The sequence below is a fragment of the Paraburkholderia domus genome (assembly GCF_905220705.1).
Classification (GTDB): domain Bacteria; phylum Pseudomonadota; class Gammaproteobacteria; order Burkholderiales; family Burkholderiaceae; genus Paraburkholderia; species Paraburkholderia domus.
Genome location: NZ_CAJNAT010000002.1, coordinates 498059 through 517307, shown reverse-complemented (window position 1 = coordinate 517307; position 19249 = coordinate 498059). Strand labels below are relative to the sequence as shown.

Below are 19249 nucleotides of genomic sequence, written 5' to 3'. Positions count from 1 at the left end.
GGACGCGAACCGAGCCACCTCGCGATCCTCAGACCCCTGCCAGATGCCGGACGAGTGCCTTTTCGGGCCGTTTCAGCGTGTTCAGGTCGCGCATGCAGATCAGCAACTGACGCGTGGCCCAACTGTCCGTCAGTTCGATCGTGCGAATGCCTGGCGTGCTGCGATAGCGTTTCGCGGCGGTGGCCGGCACGATGGCGATGCCCGCGCCCTGTTCGACCATGCAGCAGATGCTGTCGAAGGTTCGCATGTGGGCACGGACGCTCAGCGGCTGCCCGGATAGCAGCGCGCGTTCGCCAAGGTACGCGTGCAACGCGCTGCTCGTACTCAAGCCAATGAATTCACGGTCAGCCACTTCTGCAAGCGTTACGCGGCGCCGCGCGCCCAGCGGATCGTCACGGCTTGTGACCAGCACGAGTTTGTCGACGGCGAAGGGCAGTGTCTGCAGCGCGCCGTGTTCGACGGCATCCGAGATGATGCCGATCTCCGCCGTGCCGGCCAGCACCGCCTTCACGGTTTCGGTACTTTGCCGCTCTTTCAGATCGATCTGCACGTTGGGGTGATCGCGCAAAAACAGGCCGATCGCGGACGGCAAAAACTCGGTGATCGCAGCAGTATTGGTCCACAGACGGATGCACGCTTTGCGCCCGGCCTGATGTTCGCCGAGCTCGCCTTCCATCCGGCCGATCTGGCCGAGCACGAGTCTCGCATGATGCGCAAGCGTATCGCCTGTCGCGGTGGACTCTACGCCGCGCCGGCCCCGCTCCAGCAACGGCACGCCCAATGCTTCCTCCATGCCGCGCAAACGTGCGCTGGCCGAAGGCAGCGACATGTTCGCACGCGCCGCGCCATGCGTGATGCTGCCGGTTTCGAGGATGTGCAGGAAGAGACGGAGATCGATCAGATCGAAGCGCATGGAGTCGGGTTTGAGTTGGACGTACAACTGCAACTGAGTCTGAGCCTTAGGCATAGCCTAAGTCACAGTACGTATCTTACGCATTGTGCGCGACGCAGCGGCAATCGAAAATCGTGGACATAACATTCAGAACACCGTCCCGATGATCTCTTCCTTTGCTATGCGCGTGAGCGTGGTTGCCGCGACGTTCGTCGTGGCCGGCTTCGTCAAGGGCGTGACGGGCATGGGTCTGCCGACCGTCGCCATGGGCGTGCTCGGCACGCTGATGCTGCCGGCGCAAGCCGCCGCGATACTCCTGCTGCCATCCTTCGTGACGAACGTCTGGCAACTGTTCGCGGGGCCCAGCGTGCGGGCGCTGGTCAAGCGTCTGTGGCTGATGATGGCCGGCATTGTCGCCGGGACGGTGGCGGCTGCGTCGTTCATTGCCGGCGGGGGCGGGCAATGGGCCGTCGCGGGTTTGGGCGCTGCATTGACGCTCTACGCCGTGGCCGGATTGATGGCGTGGCGCCTCTCGGTACCGGCGCGGCATGAGCACTGGCTGTCGCCGGCGATCGGCGCGCTCACCGGCCTGGTCACCGGCGGCACGGGCGTGTTCGTCGTGCCGGCGGTCCCGTATCTTCAGGGACTTGCGTTAAAGAAAGAGGATCTGGTTCAGGCGCTCGGTTTGTCCTTCACCGTATCCACCATTGCGCTCGCCATCGGACTCGCGCGAGAGCACGCGTTTGCCGTCGGCGATCTGGGCGAATCCCTGTTCGCCGTGGTGCCCGCCCTGATCGGCATGGGGATCGGGCAGCGGGTGCGAGGGAGCATCAGTCCGGAGACCTTCCGTCGCTGGTTTTTTATCTGTCTGCTCGGCCTCGGCATTCAGTTGCTGGCGCGCATCTTCGTTTGATCAGGAAGTGCCGGGAGCGAATCAAGGAGGGCTGGATCGTGTGGTCGACTATTCTGGATACGCTGGGCGCGTTGGCCGTGCTGGCAAGTGTGGCCGCGCAGATCGCATTGCTCCGCAAACGCGGAAATCGGTGAACCGCGGGGCCAATCCTCAGTCAACGCGGCGCGAGCCGCTCAGGCAGCGCGTAGCGTTGCATCGTGCGCTCCATGCCGTCGAGAAAGGCGTGTTCGGCCGCGTTCATCTTGCGTGCGCGCAGCCACAGCAGATCGATGTCGACGTCGACCAACCCCTCTTCAGGCGGCAGGCGCCATAGCCGTTGCTGCGCGAGGTCGTCGCGCACGATGTGCTCGGGCAGGCAGCCGATGCCATATCCGGCAAAGATCAGCCGGCGCACTTCGTCGAGGCTCGGCGAAGCCGCCACGATACGTCCGGTAAAGCCGCGCTGATCGCGAAACACGGTGAGCGGCGAGAGGCTGTCGCCGATCTGGTCGCTGGTGAACGACACGAAGTTTTCCGCGAGTAACTGATCGATCGACAGCGCATGCCGCCCGAACAGCCGATGATGCCGCCCGCAAAAAAGCGCATACCTTTGCCGTAGAAAACAACGTTGTTCGAGTTTGTCGACGGGCGTTCGGCATAGACCGAGGCCCGCAGTGGCCGTTTTTTGCAGCAGTGACGAGATGATGTCCGACGAGCGCATCACTTCGATCTGCAAATCCACGCGCGGATAGGTCTTGTGGAATTCCGCGAGGAATTCGTCGTAGACGCCGGAGTCGATCCGGCTCACCGTCAGGAGCCGGATCGACCCGGTGATGTCGTCGCTGCGGTCGTCGAGTTCGGTTTCCAGCCGTGACATGTGGCCGTAAATATCGCTGGCGATCCGGTACACCTCCTCGCCTGCGCGGGTGGGTTCGAAGTGCGGACCACGGCGCTGGATCAGATTGCGCCCAAGCGTGTCTTCGAGCCGTTTGAGCGCCTGGCTGACCGCGGGTTGCGTCAGGTGCAAACGCGCCGCGGCACGGCTCACGCTGCGCTCCTGCATGATCACGAGGAAGGTGCGCAGCAGGTTCCAGTCGAGCCTGTCGTTCAAAAAACGCGTGACGTCCGCGCGCAGCTGAGTCATGAATTCGCCTTCGACATTAGCCAGATTTATAATTGAGATAATAAACCAAAATTTGACTAATATTTTATGGCTGGCGATAAAACACCTCACAAGATCCCCTGATATCAGGAATCGCGACTGAGGAGCCGCCATGAACGCTTCAACCCCAGCCACCCGTCAGCCCGTGCGAGCGGCAAGCGCCGCCTTCATCGGCACGATGATCGAGTGGTATGACTTCTACATCTACGCCACCGCCGCCGCGCTGGTGTTCGGCGAGTTGTACTTTCCCTCGCACGATCCGTTTTTCAGCACGATGGCGTCGTTTGCGACCTTCGCGGTCGGCTTCTTTGCGCGGCCGCTCGGCGGCGTGATCTTCGGCCACCTGGGCGACCGCATCGGCCGCAAGAAAGCGCTGATGACCACGCTGATGATGATGGGTGTCGCGACCGTGTGCGTCGGCTTGCTGCCGGCGTATACGAAGGTCGGCGTACTCGCGCCCGTGCTGCTGGTGTTGCTGCGCGTGGTGCAAGGCGTGGCCGTGGGTGGCGAGTGGGGCGGCGCCGTGCTGATGGCCGGCGAACATGCGCCGAAGGGGCGTCGCACGTTCTTTGCCTCGTTCGCGCAACTGGGCAGCCCGGCCGGGCTGATTCTCTCGCTGATCGCCTTTCGCGCGGTCACGTCGATGCCGCACGACGATTTCATCGCGTATGGTTGGCGTTTGCCGTTTCTGGCGAGCGCGGTGCTCCTCGCGGTCGGCATCTTTATCCGCATGGGGGTGAACGAGTCGCCGGAATTCCAGCGCGAGAAAGACGCGAAGCGCACCGTCGAGTTGCCGATTGCCGAAGTGTTCCGTTCTTCCGGCGCGCTCGTGGCGCTATGCATCGGCGCGAATACGATCGGTATCGCAGGCGTGTATTTCACTAATACCTTCATGATTTCGTACACGACGCAAAACATCGGCGTGTCGAAATCGCTGATTCTCGATTGCCTGTTCGCGGTCGCGATCATCCAGTTTCTGTCCCAACCGCTGGCCGCGTGGCTCGCTGAAAAGATCGGCGGTGCGCGCTTCCTCAAGTTAGCCGCGTTTGCCGCGATGCTTTCGCCGTATCCGATGTTCACGCTCGTGCAGAGCGGCAGTCGACTGTCGATGATTGTCGGCATCGCGCTTGCCGTGGTGTGTATGGCGAGTTTCTATTCGGTGATCGCGGGCTTTGTCAGCGGCGTGTTTCCGGTGCGTGTGCGTTATTCGGCGATCTCGCTTTCGTACCAGGTGTGTGGCGCGATTGCCGGTGGTCTGACGCCGCTGGCGGGGACGTGGCTCGCGCACAAGTTCGCTGGGCAATGGTGGCCGCTTGCGGTGTTTTACACCTGCCTCGCGGGTATCTCGTTGTCCTGCATCGTCGCACTGGATGCGCTGAAACACCGTCGTGCCGATGCCCCAGAAGCACTGCCGGCACGTTGAATCAAAGGGAAATCAAAGATGTTGAAAGTCGATGGACAACGCCTGTGGGCGAGCTTGATGGAGATGGCACAAGTGGGCGCGACCGCGCGTGGCGGCGTCCGGCGCCTGGCACTGACGGAAGAAGACCGCCGCGGGCGCACGTTATTTGCCGGTTGGTGCAAGCAGGCGAGCATGACGGTGCATACGGACGAAGTCGGCAATCTGTTTGCGCGCCGCGAAGGAACGAACGATGACGCGAAACCTGTGCTGATCGGCAGCCATCTCGACACGCAACCGGAAGGCGGCCGCTTCGATGGTGTGTACGGTGTGCTCGCGGCGCTGGAAGTGATTCGCAGCCTGAACGATCAGAACATCCAGACGCATCATCCGATTGAAATCGTCTCGTGGACCAATGAGGAAGGCGCGCGCTTTACGCCTGCGATGCTCGGCTCCGCTGTGTTCGTCGGCGCTACGCCTTTGCAAGCTGCATTGGATACTCAAGATGCGCAAGGTATGACGCTCGCCGATGCGCTCAGAGCGTGCGGCTATGACAATTCGCGTCATCGGGATGCGAGCCACGTCGAAGCTTATTTTGAAGCACATATCGAACAGGGGCCGATTCTCGAGAGCCACGGGCATCCGATCGGTGTCGTCACCGGCGGTCAGGCGATTCGCTGGCTCGACGTCGACGTGAGCGGCGTCGCGGCACACGCGGGCACCACGCCGATGCCCTATAGAAAGGACGCTTTCTTTGCGGCCTCGGCAATGGCGCTCGAGCTCGAAGCCATCGCGCAGCGCTACGCGCCCTCGGGCTTGGTCACGATCGGTCAGATCGACGTGCCGAATTCTTCGCGCAATACGATCGCTGGAAAGCTGGCATTCACCGTCGATCTGCGCCATCCCGACGACGCACAAATCGACGCAATGGAGCGTGATGTGCGCGTCGCGTTCGAGCAAATCGCGACGCAACGCGGTCTGCGGGCCGCAATCTCGACTTACTGGAAGAGCCCGGCAACACCGTTCGATTCAGCCTGTGTCGCGCTGGTCGAACAGGCGGCACAGCAACTCGGTTACGCATACGAGCGTATCGTCAGCGGTGCGGGGCACGATGCGATTCATCTGGCAAGGCATGTGCCGACGGCGATGGTGTTCATTCCATGTGTCGACGGCCTCTCGCATAACGAAGCCGAAGATGCATTGCCCGGCGACGTGACCGCCGGTGCGAACGTGTTGATCAATGCGGTGCTGGCGCGCGCCAAGGTGGCTGCGCCGGCTTACGCCTGAAGCAAAGGACTTGGAACATGCAGACGTTTTTTCATCCGGCACAATTGAAGCATCATCCGCGCAGCTATCTGTCGCGTGGCCAGATGCGCGCGCCGCAGGAAGTGCCCGAGCGTGCGTTGCGGCTCGTCGAAGCCGCAAAGAAGCTCGGCTTCGATGTACGTGAACCCGCGGATTTCGGTGCGGCTCCGCTCGCGGAAGTGCATGGGAAGAACTATTTGCGCTTCCTCGAAGAAGCGCACCGCGAGTGGAAGAAGATGCCTGCGGAATGGGGCGACGAAGTGATGTCGAACGTGTACATCCGCGAGAATAATCCGTTGCGCGGTGTACTGTCACAGGCCGCGCGCTATCAAGCCGATGGCAGTTGCCCGATCGGCGCGGATACCTACGAATCTGCTTACTGGTCCGCACAAAGCGCGTTGGCCGGCGCGCATGCGATCCTCGACGGCGCAGGTGAAGCGTACGCATTGTGCCGCCCACCGGGCCATCACGCGCGTGCCGAAGCGGCAGGGGGTTTCTGCTATCTGAACAACGCCGCGGTCGCGGCGCAAGCGCTGCGGAAAAAGTATGGGCGCGTCGCGATTCTCGATACGGACATGCATCACGGCCAGGGCATTCAGGAAATTTTCTACGGCCGCGACGACGTGTTGTATGTGTCGATCCATGGCGACCCAACGAATTTTTATCCCGTGGTGGCCGGGTTCGAAGACGAACGCGGCGTGGAGAGAGGCGAAGGCTACAACGTCAATCTGCCGATGCCGCACGGTTCGTCGGAAGCGGTGTTCTTCGAGCAACTTGACGCGGCGCTGCGCGTGGTCGCACGTTTTCAGCCGGATGCATTGGTCGTGGCGCTAGGCTTCGACATCTACAAGGACGATCCCCAATCGATGGTGGCCGTGACGACCGAGGGCTTCGGCAAACTCGGCGGCCAGCTCGGTGCGCTGAAGTTGCCGACACTGATCGTGCAGGAGGGCGGCTATCACGTCGAGACGCTCGATGCGAACGCGCGATCGTTTTTCGGTGAGTTTGCGTCGGAGCGGTGAGGTCTCAGCATCCCGGTTGCGGCCCTGCGCGCTAGCCGGACCTCCGATCGCGCGCTTTGTCCCCAACCCCTTTCCGATTGTTCGGCTCATCCGACGTATCTATTCGCCTTCAGCCGCTTTATCCCTACGGCTTGCATGCCTACATTGTGTCCAGTGACAGCGCCACGCCATTTCCGGCTTCATCGACGTCAGCACCGCAGATCTTCGCGACAGCGCGTCGGCGCGTACCTCATTCAAAGGAAACGATCATGAGCAAGCTCACAGGTAAGGTTGCGGTTGTAACGGGCGCATCGAAGGGCATCGGCGCCGCGATTGCCAAGGCACTGGCGGCGCAGGGCGCGTCGGTGGTGGTGAACTATGCGTCCAGCAAGGCGGGCGCGGACGACGTGGTCGCCGCAATCACCACGGCGGGCGGCAAGGCAGTGGCCGTTGCAGGTGATGTATCCAAGGCAGCCGACGCGCAAGGCATCATCGACACAGCGGTCGAAACGTACGGCCGCCTCGACATCCTCGTGAATAATTCCGGCGTGTATGAGATGGCGCCGATCGAGGCGATCACTGAAGCGCACTTCCACAAGCAGTTCGATGTGAACGTGCTGGGTCTGCTCCTGGTCACGCAAGCGGCGGTGAAACATCTGGGCGAAGGCGGCAGCATTGTGAACGTCAGTTCGGTCGTCAGCCGCATCACGCCGCCGGGCAGCGCGGTTTATACCGCCACCAAGGGCGCGGTGGACGCCATCACCGGCGTACTGGCACGTGAACTCGGCCCGCGCAAGATTCGCGTTAACTCCGTGAATCCCGGCATGGTGGAAACCGAAGGCACCCATAGTGCCGGCTTTGTCGGCTCGGACTTCGAGACCTGGGCGATCAGCACGACACCGCTTGGCCGTATCGGCCAGCCAGACGACATTGCGGGCGTGGCCGTGTTCCTCGCATCCGACGATTCGCGCTGGATGACCGGCGAAAGCCTTATTGCCAGCGGCGGTTCGCGGTAACAGGCTGACGCGCGGCGGGTGTTCGAGTGTGGCGACGCCTGCCACGATTCCGATATACGCTCGCCGCCTCAAGGCAACATGAAAACGCCGCTGGACAACGCTTGCCCAGCGGCGTTCCGTTCTATTGGGCTACTGGGCAGCCGCAGTCGTGGCGCCAGTCAACTCCACCGCAAATAACGCATCCAGCAGATTCGAACCCGGCCGCTCGGCGAGCCGCGTGAGCGATTCGATCATCTGAACCTGGCAATCCTGGAGTGGAATCATTCTGATCCGCCGCGACTCATTGAATTCGGCGCGCGCGATCACGCCCACCCCCATCCCCTGCGCGACCGCTTCCTCCAGCGCTTCACGCCCATCCACATACATCACCGGCTCGACCTGCAAGGACTCGCGCACCAATTCGATCTCCAGCAACTGCTGGGTAACCGATTGCGGCTCGCGAAAAATCATCGGCTGCTGCACGAGTTCCGCGTAACTCAGCTTGCGTTTCTTCGCCACCGGATAGCTTGCCGGCACCATCGCCACCAGCGGATCGCGCCGCAACACGCGCGACTCGAGCCGGCTGTGCACCTGCGGCGCGGCGGTAATGGCGGCGTCGACCGCGCTCGACAGCACACGCTGCATGCAGTCCGCGGCATTGGCGATCGACAGCGTCACAACGATCCCGGGATGCAGCTTGCGGAATGCGCCGATCAGCGCGACGGCCAGATCGGGCGCGTCCGCGACCAGCGAGAGCGAGCCGGACTCGAGCCCACCCGCCGATTCGAGCAGTTGCCGCGCGTCGCGCTCGCAACTGAGCATCTGCCGCGTCACGGTGAAGAGGCGCAGGCCAAGTTCGGTGGTTTCGACGCCGCGTGGGCCGCGTTCGAACAGTTTGACGCCGTAATCCTGCTCGAGCCGCTTCACGTGATCCGACACCGCCGGCTGTGTGAGCGACAGCGCCTGCGCCGCTTTGGAAAACCCGCCATGTTCCGCGACCGCATGAAACGCCCGCAATTGCGCGTATTGCACGTCTACCTCATCGAGAGATAAGTTTTTGTGATGCCAGCATCGATTATATCGATTTTACCGATGGACGGCCTTTCTGTACTGTGTCATGACCGAAACAGCGATACCGGAGATTCCGAACATGGAAAACGCGATCGATAGCGCCCCGTCAGTGTCCGCGATGCCTTCAGCAGCGACGTGTGCCGCGCCGGCCAAAGGCGAGCCGTATCTGTTGACGCCGGGACCGCTGACCACGGCGTTCTCGACCAAGGAAGCGATGCTGCGCGACTGGGGCTCGTGGGACGGCGACTTCCGCGCAATGACCGCCCAACTGCGCCGCAGCCTGCTGGAAATAGCCGGCGACACCGCCGGCGAGTACGACTGCGTGCCGCTCCAGGGCAGCGGCAGTTATTGCGTCGAAGCGATGCTCGGCAGCCTGATTCCACGCGATGGTCACGCCCTGGTGCTGGCCAACGGCGCCTATGGCAAGCGCATTGCGACCACCCTCGGTTATCTCGGCCGTGCCTGCACGGTGCTCGACAAGGGCGACTACCTGCCGCCGCGCGGCGTCGAAGTCGAAAGCATGCTGGACGCCGATCCGCGCATTACGCACGTGGTCGCGGTGCATTGTGAAACGAGCTCCGGGATTCTCAATCCGATCGAAGAAATCGCCGCCGCCACCGCGAAAAAAGGCCGCAAGCTGCTGATCGACTCGATGAGTGCGTTCGGCGCGGTGCCGCTCGATGTGCGTCAGATTCCGTGCGAGGCCTTTGTCTCGTCGGCGAACAAATGCATCGAGGGCGTGCCCGGTTTCGGCTTCGTGATCGCCCGCAAGAGCGCGTTGCAGGAGGCCAAGGGCCGCAGCCACTCGCTCTCCCTCGACGTGTACGACCAGTGGGACGTGATGAACCGCACCGGTCAATGGCGCTTCACACCGCCCACGCACACGGTTGCTGCGTTTATCGAGGCCTTGCGTCTGCATAAGCTCGAAGGCGGCCAGGCCGGGCGCCTCGCGCGTTACGCGAACAACCGCGACGTGCTGGTCGCGGGCATGCATGAACTCGGCTTCGAGCCACTGTTGAACGCGCGTTGGCGCTCGCCGATCATCGTGACGTTTTTCTCGCCGGCGCATCCGTCGTTCAAGTTCGAGCGCTTCTATGAATTGATGAAGGAGCAGGGTTTCATCATCTATCCGGGCAAGCTCACTGTGGTGGACAGCTTCCGCATCGGCTGCATCGGCCAGGTGGATGAGCGTGTGATGCACCGCGTGGTGCAGGCGTGTGCGCAATCCCTTCACGCGATGGGTGTCGGGCACGCCGCGCCGCCGGCGGCGGCGATCGAAGAACGCAAGACGCTGGCCGAGGCAGCGTGAACAGAGTGCCCCGCGCGGCACGCCGCGCGAGCTTTACAACCTCCTGAGAAATTGAAGTAGATGAAACACGTAAAAGCAGTGATTTTCGATTGGGCCGGCACGGTGGTCGATTATGGTTCGTTGGCGCCGATGGGCGCGTTTGTCGAAACGTTCGAGCAGTTTGGCGTCGCGATCACGATCGACGAAGCACGTGGTCCGATGGGCATGGCCAAGCGCCCGCACATTGCAGCGTTGATGGCATTGCCGCGCGTGTCGCAAGCGTGGGCCGACAAGTACGGCCGCACGCCGGGCGAAGAGGACATCGACGCCGTGTACGACGTCTTCGTGCCGAAGAACATCGCGGTGGCCGCGAGCTACAGTTCGGTGATTCCGGGCGTCGCGGAAGTGGCGAGCGCGCTGCGTAGCGACGATATCAGGATTGGCACGACCACCGGCTATACGCGCGAAATCATGGCCGAGATCGTGCCGGGCGCGGCGGCTCAGGGTTTTTCGCCGGATAGCATTGTGTGTACCGGTGACACGCCGGAAGGACGTCCGTCTCCATACATGATCTATAAGACGTTGCCAGAGTTGGGTGTGTGGCGCGCGAAAGATGCCATCAAGGTTGACGACACCGAGGTCGGCATCGAGGAAGGGATCAATGGCGGCACGTGGGCGGTCGGTGTTGCTGTAAGCGGCAATGCTTTTGGCATGGCCGAGGACGATGTCAAAGCGTTGGCGCCGGATGAATTTGTCTGGCGGCGCAAGGCGGCGATTCAGAAGTTGCAGGCCGCGGGCGCGCATTACGTGATCGATAGCGTTGCTGATCTGATGCCTGTCGTGCGTGATATCGATGCACGGTTGGCGCGAGGCGAGCGGCCTTGAAGGACAAGCCGGACTTAGCGTGAAATAGCAGCGCGGACTGATTGCCGGCCGAAGTCGTCAAGTTATGCGCTGCTAACACGTTTTCCGACCCTGATGCCGTTGCCTACGCATCCCGGATTGCGTCACTATCTTGCGCTTGCCTATCTCGTGCTGGCCGCCACGATCGTTGCTTATGGCGTGTGGTTTCGCGGCATCGAGCAGCTCGGTGTGCAACGGACCTCGATGCTGTTACTGCTCGTGCCCATGATGGGACTCGCGGTCGACCCCGGCGCCGTTGCGCGCGACGATCCGGCCGTTGGCCACCACCAGCAAACGCTGCGGCCGCGCGACGATCGCATGGGCGATCGTGTCCGCATCCACCAGGACAAGATCGGCACGCGCGCCGACGTGCAAGCCGTAGTCCGTGAATCCGCAGCCATGGGCAGCGGTGGTGCTGACGCAGTCAAACGCAATCGCGAGATCGTCGTCGCGGCGCAGGCCGTAGCGCATGCCGATCAGCATCGCGCGTTCGAGCATGTCCGGCGAGCCATATGGCGTCCACGTGTCGCGCACGCCGTCGTTGCCGCCGAACAGCGTCACGCCGTGTTCGATGCAGGGCTTGAGCGGCGGCACGGGTACCGAAGGCGGCGCGGTCGTCAGGAGCGCAACGCGCAGATCGGCAAGCCGCGTGAGCAAGGCATCGCGTTCGCGCTCGGGCAACGCGCCAAGACAGAACGCGTGACTGACAACGACGTGCCCTTGCATGCCGAGCGCTGCGACACGGTCGAGCAGAAGCCCCAGCGTGAACGCTCCGATTTCGCCGGGTTCGTGAAGATGGATGTCGATCGGTTTGTGATGGCGGTTTGCGATGTCGAAGGTCACATTCAGCGACGCAACCGGATCGCGGTCGATCAGTGCAGGATCGAGCGCGCCTAGCACATCGGCGCCGGCGCTCAATGCGCGATCGAGCAACGTGTCGGTGCCTGGGCGGCCGAGCAGGCCGGATTGCGGGAACGCGACGATCTGCATATCGAGCACACCGCGCAAACTATCGCGCGTAGCGAGTACGCCTTCCAGATGACGCAGGCCCGCGTCCGTATCGATATCGACGTGGGTGCGCAGACGTGTCGTTCCGGCGCACAGAAACGCGCGGGCCAGCGCGAGCGACTGAGCGCCTGCGTCATGGCCGCTTTCCGCGCGCCAGCGCCGTTCGTTTTCGATGCGGTCGGTCAGTTTCGGACCGACCGCGTTGCGATACCAGTCCATGCCCCAGGTGGTTTTGTCGAGGTGTGTATGGCCTTCGACGAAACCCGGCAGCAGCAGTGCGCCCGCGCCGTCTTCATGGGCGACGCCGGGCGCGCGCGGCAGGTCCGGTCCGATTGCCGCGATATGGCCGTCGGCGATCGACACGTCGACGCGCGCACCATCAGGCTGACGGACGTCGGTAATGAGCAAAGCGTTCGTCACGGGGTGGGCTATCGATGTCATAAAAGTGTTCGGCTGCGTGCGGGAGATTGAAATTACGCTGGAAGCGCGCTGCAATTGTCTGTTGAATGGAAGCGCTGCCTGCTTTTGCGCAGGGCCGACGGCGGCGCGCGGCCGGCGCGTGAATTGTACTTCGCGGTGCCACGAGGCGAATTCCCCGGCTGGATCGCACACGGCGCTGACGATCCACGCGCAGTACGCACCCGGCGCTCAAGTTTCGGGTGTATATGCCGTTGACATAAGCAATCACATACGGGAACCCAGCCGTGCAACTCGCTTACAGTAACGACCGTCTGTCCAGCCGGATGTCAGTTGATCCGTCCACCGCCGGTGAACCCGAGGTGGAATCATCGGTCATTGAGTGGCTGTTGCATGACGATCAGGTGATGCGCGAATGCTTCACCCACGCGGCGGAAATCCTGAAGAGCGTAACCGGCGCAGCGATCACCGCGATCACGCTGCTCGATGAGGAGAACCAGCATTACCGCGCCGAAGTCGGCATGGCGATGCCGCTCATCACCCGCGCGCACTCGCTGGCCGACTATGCGGTGCGCGACGCCGAACTGTTCGTCATCGAGGATGCGCACGACGACGCCCGTTTCGGCGAATGCATGCTGGTGCAGCGCCATCCCTTCGTGCGGTTTTACGCGGCGATTGCACTGCGCGCACCGAACGGCGAAATCGTCGGCGCGCTGTGTGCGATGGACCCCGCGCCCGGCCACCTCGATGCATCGCAACGAGGCGTGTTCTACCACCTGCGCGCGATGATCGAAAACGATCTGAAAATGCGCACCGCCACAGCGATCGATCCGCTCACGCAGTTGTACAACCGCCGCTTCCTGCTGGAAAGCATCGCGCACAAGTGGAAAGAAGCGCGCAACGGCGAGATGATGGGCTCGGTGGTGGTCGACGTCGATTGGTTCAAGCAATACAACGACACCTACGGTCATCAGGCGGGGGACCATTGTTTGCGCAAGGTGGCCTCGGTGATGCAAGCGGCGTCGGACGGCGAGCGCATCATTGCCGGGCGCATGGGTGGCGAGGAATTCGGCCTGCTGGTGTTACAGGCGCAGCCGGTGGCGCTTGAAGACACGCTCGAAGCGTTGCGGCAGGGCGTCGAGGATCTGGCCATCGAACATCGTGCCTCTCCGCTCGGCATGGTGACGGTGAGCGTCGGCGCCTCCTTGACGCGGATGACCGAGGGCTCCCGGCTGGCACATCGCGAGGGCTTCGCGAGCGCGGACCGTGCGCTGTATCGCTCGAAACACGGCGGCAGAAATCTGGTGTCGATGGCGTAGGGCGGCGTGTCCTGCCGCTCGCCTATCTGTACGGCCGCGAACTGACTGACTCCTGTTACGCAACCGGCCGCTATTGCGGAGCGGTTGGCGTTCCCGCTATCAGCTTCAGCCCCGCAGGCAGCGATTCGCCGAACACGCGGCCTTCGTCGGCGTCATCGAGTTCCACGGTCTCGCTGACCATGGTGATCCACGCGCGCGGTGCATTGGCCGCTTCGAGCCTGCGCACTACGGCATGGCGCAAGTCTTCGGGCAGATCGCGCGAGCGGTCGCCGGTCATGCGGGCGATCTGCACGGCGGCGAATGCCGCGGGGTCGACCTTCTTCCAGTCGAGCGCGAGGATCGTGTTCAGCCAAAGCGCGGCGACGTCCGGCGGCACGACGCTATGCGCGCTGCCATAAAACGGCCGCCGCGCACCGATGCGGCCAACCGCCCACCAGCTCTGATGGTTTTCCGCAGGCTTCTTGAGCCGCGTGAGGACCGACTCGCCGAGCTCGATCTTGCGTTCGACCGGAATGCGTTCGAGCGATGCACTCAAGCGGACCATGTCGGTGAAGCCGGTTTTCGACACGTCGAACGGCAGCTTGTGGCGCGATTGCGCGGCCGTTTGCAGATAGGCCATGGCGTCGAGCACGCGCAGTTGCGCGCTTTCGTCGAGGCCGCCCGCCGCGCGACGCCATAGCGTCCACCATTCCGACCAGACCTGGCTTTCGTTGACGTACTGGATGCCGTCATCGAAGAGCGACCAGAGTTGCTCGACGCGCCATTCGTCGAGCGGATAGCCGAAGCCCGGCCGTACACAATAGCCGGCCAGATTCAGCCACAACCGTTCGTGGTCCGCCGAGCGACGGCGGCGGCGTGCGCGTTCCCACAGCGCACCGAACAGCTCGCGCAGCAGCGCGCTGTTCCAACTCTCGCGCGGCCCGAGCAGTTGTTCGAGTTGCGAGCGCAGGCGCTTGACTTCCTTGGGGTCGACTTTTTGCGTGCGCGAGCCGAAGCATCGGTCGATATGGTCGATCGCGTCGTTGAGCGCAGGGTGCCGGGCTGGTGCCGGCTCCGTCGACAGATTCACCTGGGCATCTGCACGACGCAACTGGAATTCAAGCAGCCAGCGCTGCGCCGGATTGTCGAGTTCGATGCAGTGGACTTCGAGCGTGCCCACTTCAGTGAGGGACGTTGCGATCTGTACCGCGGTTTCGCCGCGCGCCGTGCTTGCGCCACGCGGTTGTACGATCGTCGCGATGGGGGGCAGCCGAACGAAATCGCCTTGTGCAAGATCAGCCAGCTCGCCGGGTCGATAGACCGTGTCCGCGCTTGAAGAAGCCAGGTGAAAACGCACAGGATGCCCGAGGCGCAGCGCGAAGGTGTGATCTTCGATGCGGATCTCGTGGCCTTCTTCGGTGCCGCGCGGCAGCAGGCATAGGCCGCGTTGCGCCGGTTCACTGTCGCGCTCGCCATCAGCGGTTTCGTCCAGCACGAGGAAGTAACTGCGTGCCGAGCCGCCACCGATTTTCGGCGCCTGGCCCGCGCGCGCGAGGGCATAAGCGACCGCGCCGCGCGCCACGGCGACGTCGGGATTGTCGTTGTGCAGAACGTTGAGCGGCGCGCCGCGCCATGTGCCCAAGGTGCTGGACAGGCGCTGCGTGAGCGCCTCAGCGCGAAACACGCCGCCGTTCAGCAGTAGTGTGTCAGGGACCGGCACCGGTTCGTCCTGGCCTTCGCCCGTATCAGTGGAACCTCGCGCGGACCCCAGCGCCTTACGCGATTGCGCCGCGAAACGGCTCAGAAACGCCGCGATATGACGCGTGACCGCTGCATCGGTGGCATAGGGCAGGCCGAACTCGACGATCGCGCCGCGCGGCCTTCCGGGCCGTTCGTTCGGAGCCACCGCCGGAAAGAATCCGTCGACGATGATCTGCTCGACTTCCTCGCGCGTAATCTGCACCGTGCGCGCCCCGCCGATCAGCTTCGAGCCCGCGCCGAGCAGCGTGATCGAGGCCGAGTCCGGCGCGTGCGGACCGAGCAGTTGCTCCTTCGCGCCGCGGCAACGCTCGACCAGTTGCGACAGGCTCGCCGCCGATAGACGCGTGCGCTCGTTGCCGGCTTGAGGCAAACGCGCCTCGACTCGATGCGCGAGCGCGAGATCCATGTTGTCGCCGCCGAGCATCAGATGGTTGCCCACACCGATCCGGGTAAGCTCCGGCTCGCCGTCGCGCATGCCGACTTCGATCAGCGTGAGGTCAGTGGTGCCACCGCCGACGTCGCAGATCAGCACGAGCCGGGTGCCCGACAGTTCATCCGCCAGACGCTCGCGATGATGAAACAGCCAGTCGTAGAACGCGGCCTGCGGCTCTTCCAGCAGCCGTAAAGTGGGCAGGCCCGCCATCCGCGCCGCTTCCACCGTCAGCGCTCGCGCGCCTTCGTCGAAAGAAGCGGGCACCGTCAGCACGACGTCCTGCGCTTCGAGTGGTGCGTCCGGAAAGCGCTGATTCCAGGCCGCCCGCACGTGCGCCAGATAGCTCGCGCTGGCTTCGACCGGCGAGACCTTGCGGACATCGTCCGCGGCGCCCCACGGCAGGATCGGCGCGACCCGGTCCACCGACGCGTGCGACAGCCAGCTCTTCGCACTCGCCACCAGCCGTCCTGGCACCTGACCGCCGAGTGCACGCGCGAGCCTGCCAATCACTACTGGCTGATCCACCTGGCCCGGCGCGCTACCGTCCGAACTATCCGCCGCGCGCCACGGCAACTGCAAATCGCCCGCGCTCAGCTCGCCCGGCGCCGCGTGATATCGCACCGACGGCAGGAGCGGCCGCGCGGCGACTTCACCGAGACCCACCAGCTGATCGATCTCGAAGACGCGAATCTCCTGCGACCCCACCCCGGAATCGCCCGCCTCGGGATCGCCCGCCGCGGGATCGCCCGCCGCGGCATACGCAAGCACCGTGTTGCTGGTGCCGAGATCAATGCCGACACTGTAGCGCTTCATTTCAGTCATGCATTGGCGCTGCCGCGCACGTCGAACTCGACCTTCCAGCGTTCGTCGGTGCCGCGCGGCATGGCTTCGAGTTCGAGCGTGCCGGCTTCCGTCACGCGCGCATGCAGCTTCACCGGCACGACTTCGCCCGCGGTGCGGCCGGCGGACGGCAGCGTCGCCTGGATTTCCTCCAGTTCCTGCAATTCGTCGGGGCCCCAGAAGTCGAGCAGCGTGCCGACCTGATCCTGACGACGCACCGACGATCCGAAGAAGCGGAAGTGCACGGGCTCGCCGACAACCAGCCCAAACTCCTGCGCCGGTAGTTCGGCGTCCGTACCTTCCTCCATGCCGAACGGTGCGACGCACAGTGCCTGGATCGGCGGTTCGAGACCGGGGACGGCGGGCATCGCCGATTCGATCGCGATGTAGTACGCGCGAGCCGTGCCGCCACGAATGCGCACGCCCTGGCCGCGCCGTACATAGCCGTAATAGGCCGCGCCGCGCGCGACGGCGAGATCGAGATCCGCGCCTTCGAGCAGGCGTGCTTGCGGCGCGCCTTCGGCGCTGAGCCAGCCATTGAGCGTGCCCATGATCCGCTCGACCAGCAGCGGCGACTTGAACACGCCGCCGTTGAACAGCACGGCAGTGGGATGCAGGAAGGTCGCGCTCTCCGCCGTGGCGATATCGCGCAAGCCTTCGAGTTCCGCCAGCGCGCCCACCTGACGGCCAAGGAAAGCCGCCAGATGCCGCGTAATGCCCGCGTCCTGCGCATACGGCAGGCCGAGTTGCGTCAGGCCGGCGCGCGCGCGGCTCACCGGACGCGCCGCGCTCTCCACCTGCGGGAAGAATCCTTCGAGGATCGTCTGGGTCAATTCCGCGCGCGTGAGCTCGGTGCGGATCGAACCGCCGATCAGCTTCGACCCGCGGCTCGGCACGACGAGCGGCACGGTATCGGTCGACGGGTCGCTGAGCAGCGTTTCCTTCGCCGAGCGGCACGCATAGGTGAGGGCGCGCAGTTGCCACGCATCGGCCTGGGTACCCTGCGCGGCAAGCTTGCGCGCCACCACGTGAGCGAGCGCGAGGTCCATGTTGTCGCCGCCCAGCAGAATATGTTCGCCGACCGCGACGCGATGCAGTTCGAGATTGCCTTCGCGCTCGATCACGGCGATCAGCGAGAGGTCGGTCGTCCCGCCGCCCACGTCGACCACGAGAATGATGTCGCCGACCTTGACCTGCTTGCGCCACTGGCCGCCGCTCTTCTGAATCCAGCTATACAGCGCGGCTTGCGGTTCTTCGAGCAGCGTCATGCGGCCGTAACCGGCGGCCTCGGCGGCTTCGGCGGTCAACTCGCGCGCGGCGGGATCGAACGAAGCGGGGATCGTCACCGTGATGTCCTGCTGACTGAACGGTGCGTCCGGATGCGCGTGGTCCCACGCTTCGCGCAGATGCGTCAGATAGCGCACGGAGCTTTCGAGCGGCGACACGCGTGCGACTTCCGGCGGCGCGTCGTTAGGCAGAATCGCCGCGCGACGGTCGACGCCAGGATGGCACAGCCAGCTCTTGGCGCTTGAGACGAGCCGGATCGGCGTGGCCGCGCCGCGGTTGCGGGCGAACTCGCCGACCGCGAATTCGCGCTGACCGGTCCACGGCAGGTACAGGTCGCCTGAGGCAAGTTCGTCCGGATGCGGCAGATAGAGGAACGAGGGCAGCAGATCGAGGTTGTCGATCGCACCGGGGCCGGTGAGTTGAGCGATGGGCAGCACGCCCTGGGTGGTCTTTTCGCCGTCGCTGGCAGTCGTGTCCACATAGGACAGTGCGCAGTGCGTGGTGCCGAGATCGATACCGATCGAGAAACGTGCGTCGCTCATAGTTCCACCTCGGCCGGTGCGATCACCTTGGCGTTATGGCTGCTGGTCAGTTTCGGCAGACGCACCTCGTCGACACGCCAGCCGCGGTGGCTGATGCTGCCGCTAAACGGTGCCTTGCCGACGACGTTGCCGGTCAGGCGAACCGAGGTGGCGTCGAAACCTTCGGCCAGCGTCACGCGGCTGCCTTCGGCTTCGTCGCGCACCGGACGGATCGTGAAATGCTCGCGCAGGGTCGCGCGGCAGCCGTCGTGCACGAGGCGGGCTGCGGCGCCGATGTCGGCGTCGCTATAGCTCTTGATGTCTTCTTCGACGAAATCGATGAAACGCGCGTCGCGTTGCAGCAGGCCGAGCAACTGGAGTGCGGCGTCCGGGCTCGCTTCCTTCAGCGTGGGCACCCGCTGTGGCGCGGGGGCCGGTGCAGCGGCAGGAGCGGGCGTGGGTGCCGGTGCGGCGCTCGCGGCAGCGGCGCCAACCGCGCCACCCTTACGCAGGCGCAGCACCCCGGCGGCGAATTCGCCGTCGCCGAGGATGCTGAAAAACGTACTGACGGCAAGTGAAATCCTGCCGAGGAAAGACGGGTTCGAATCGGTCATGAATGCTCCTGAGGGGCTCTGTTAAAGGACGAGCTGTCCTGGCTGCGCCGCACGCGACGATCCCGAGCTGCCAGATTGGCTTGCTGGGCCGTCGTCGTGCGTCTTTGCGAGGGTCGGCGGCAAGTATGCCGCCGAGGTCTGATTCATCCGGTCTTGCGGTGC

At 63.9% G+C, this 19249-nt stretch carries 15 protein-coding genes; 8 read left to right on the top strand and 7 right to left on the bottom strand.

Annotated features, from left to right (window positions below; translation table 11 throughout):
* Window positions 1–28: 28 nt before the first annotated feature.
* A complete protein-coding gene (locus KHO31_RS07425; protein WP_201086251.1) occupies window positions 29–913 on the bottom strand; it encodes a LysR family transcriptional regulator in 885 nt (294 codons plus the stop codon).
* 142 nt (window positions 914–1055) lie between these two features.
* On the opposite strand from KHO31_RS07425, the gene KHO31_RS07420 reads away from it, so the two are divergent.
* Window positions 1056–1805 carry a sulfite exporter TauE/SafE family protein gene (locus KHO31_RS07420; RefSeq protein WP_236071115.1) on the top strand — a complete coding sequence of 250 codons (750 nt, stop codon included), beginning with the start codon at window positions 1056–1058 and terminating at the stop codon, window positions 1803–1805.
* Window positions 1806–1959: 154 nt separating this feature from the next.
* Here the strand turns inward: KHO31_RS07420 and KHO31_RS07415 are convergent, their stop codons facing one another.
* Window positions 1960–2919 carry a LysR family transcriptional regulator gene (locus KHO31_RS07415; protein ID WP_201084109.1) on the bottom strand — a complete coding sequence of 320 codons (960 nt, stop codon included), beginning with the start codon at window positions 2917–2919 and terminating at the stop codon, window positions 1960–1962.
* Between the two features lie 139 nt (window positions 2920–3058).
* Between KHO31_RS07415 and KHO31_RS07410 the strand changes: the two genes are divergently transcribed.
* The 4 genes from KHO31_RS07410 (at window position 3059) to KHO31_RS07395 (ending at window position 7667) form a co-directional block, all read left to right on the top strand.
* Window positions 3059–4369, top strand: a complete 1311-nt coding sequence (locus KHO31_RS07410; protein WP_201084087.1) for an MFS transporter — start codon at window positions 3059–3061, stop codon at window positions 4367–4369.
* 18 nt (window positions 4370–4387) lie between these two features.
* Complete coding sequence (locus KHO31_RS07405) at window positions 4388–5632, top strand: Zn-dependent hydrolase (RefSeq protein WP_211622971.1); 1245 nt, start codon at window positions 4388–4390, stop codon at window positions 5630–5632.
* A gap of 17 nt (window positions 5633–5649) precedes the next feature.
* On the top strand, window positions 5650–6672 hold the full coding sequence (locus KHO31_RS07400; protein WP_211622969.1) for a histone deacetylase family protein: 1023 nt from the start codon (window positions 5650–5652) through the stop codon (window positions 6670–6672).
* 248 nt (window positions 6673–6920) lie between these two features.
* Complete coding sequence (locus tag KHO31_RS07395) at window positions 6921–7667, top strand: glucose 1-dehydrogenase (RefSeq protein WP_201084084.1); 747 nt, start codon at window positions 6921–6923, stop codon at window positions 7665–7667.
* 129 nt (window positions 7668–7796) lie between these two features.
* On the opposite strand, the gene KHO31_RS07390 is transcribed toward KHO31_RS07395, so the two are convergent.
* Window positions 7797–8678: a LysR substrate-binding domain-containing protein gene (locus tag KHO31_RS07390; RefSeq protein ID WP_201084083.1), complete on the bottom strand. Its 882-nt coding sequence runs from the start codon at window positions 8676–8678 to the stop codon at window positions 7797–7799.
* A 118-nt stretch (window positions 8679–8796) separates the two neighbouring features.
* Here KHO31_RS07390 and KHO31_RS07385 point away from each other — a divergent pair, with 118 nt between their 5' ends.
* Both KHO31_RS07385 and phnX read left to right on the top strand, forming a co-directional pair.
* The gene (locus KHO31_RS07385; RefSeq protein ID WP_201108438.1) at window positions 8797–10026 is read left to right on the top strand and encodes a 2-aminoethylphosphonate--pyruvate transaminase; all 1230 of its coding nucleotides are present in this window, start codon (window positions 8797–8799) and stop codon (window positions 10024–10026) included.
* 60 nt (window positions 10027–10086) lie between these two features.
* Window positions 10087–10890, top strand: coding sequence for a phosphonoacetaldehyde hydrolase (phnX, locus tag KHO31_RS07380; RefSeq protein ID WP_201086232.1), 804 nt, complete (start codon window positions 10087–10089; stop codon window positions 10888–10890).
* A gap of 228 nt (window positions 10891–11118) precedes the next feature.
* Here phnX and KHO31_RS07375 read toward each other — a convergent pair whose 3' ends face one another.
* Window positions 11119–12357, bottom strand: a complete 1239-nt coding sequence (locus KHO31_RS07375; protein WP_201084080.1) for an amidohydrolase family protein — start codon at window positions 12355–12357, stop codon at window positions 11119–11121.
* A 263-nt stretch (window positions 12358–12620) separates the two neighbouring features.
* Between KHO31_RS07375 and KHO31_RS07370 the strand changes: the two genes are divergently transcribed.
* Complete coding sequence (locus tag KHO31_RS07370; protein WP_236071112.1) at window positions 12621–13652, top strand: diguanylate cyclase; 1032 nt, start codon at window positions 12621–12623, stop codon at window positions 13650–13652.
* A 70-nt stretch (window positions 13653–13722) separates the two neighbouring features.
* Here the strand turns inward: KHO31_RS07370 and KHO31_RS07365 are convergent, their stop codons facing one another.
* Genes KHO31_RS07365 through KHO31_RS07355 form a run of 3 tightly spaced genes read right to left on the bottom strand, consistent with a single transcriptional unit; the run spans window position 13723 to window position 19087 of the window.
* Entirely contained in the window at window positions 13723–16647 is a 2925-nt protein-coding gene (locus KHO31_RS07365) for an Hsp70 family protein (protein ID WP_211622967.1), read from the bottom strand.
* Complete coding sequence (locus KHO31_RS07360) at window positions 16644–18494, bottom strand: Hsp70 family protein (protein WP_201084078.1); 1851 nt, start codon at window positions 18492–18494, stop codon at window positions 16644–16646. The genes KHO31_RS07365 and KHO31_RS07360 overlap by 4 nt, the downstream gene beginning before the upstream one ends.
* Window positions 18491–19087 carry a DUF2760 domain-containing protein gene (locus KHO31_RS07355; RefSeq protein WP_201086229.1) on the bottom strand — a complete coding sequence of 199 codons (597 nt, stop codon included), beginning with the start codon at window positions 19085–19087 and terminating at the stop codon, window positions 18491–18493. Before KHO31_RS07355 ends, KHO31_RS07360 begins: the two co-directional genes overlap by 4 nt.
* Between the last annotated feature and the right edge of the window lie 162 nt (window positions 19088–19249).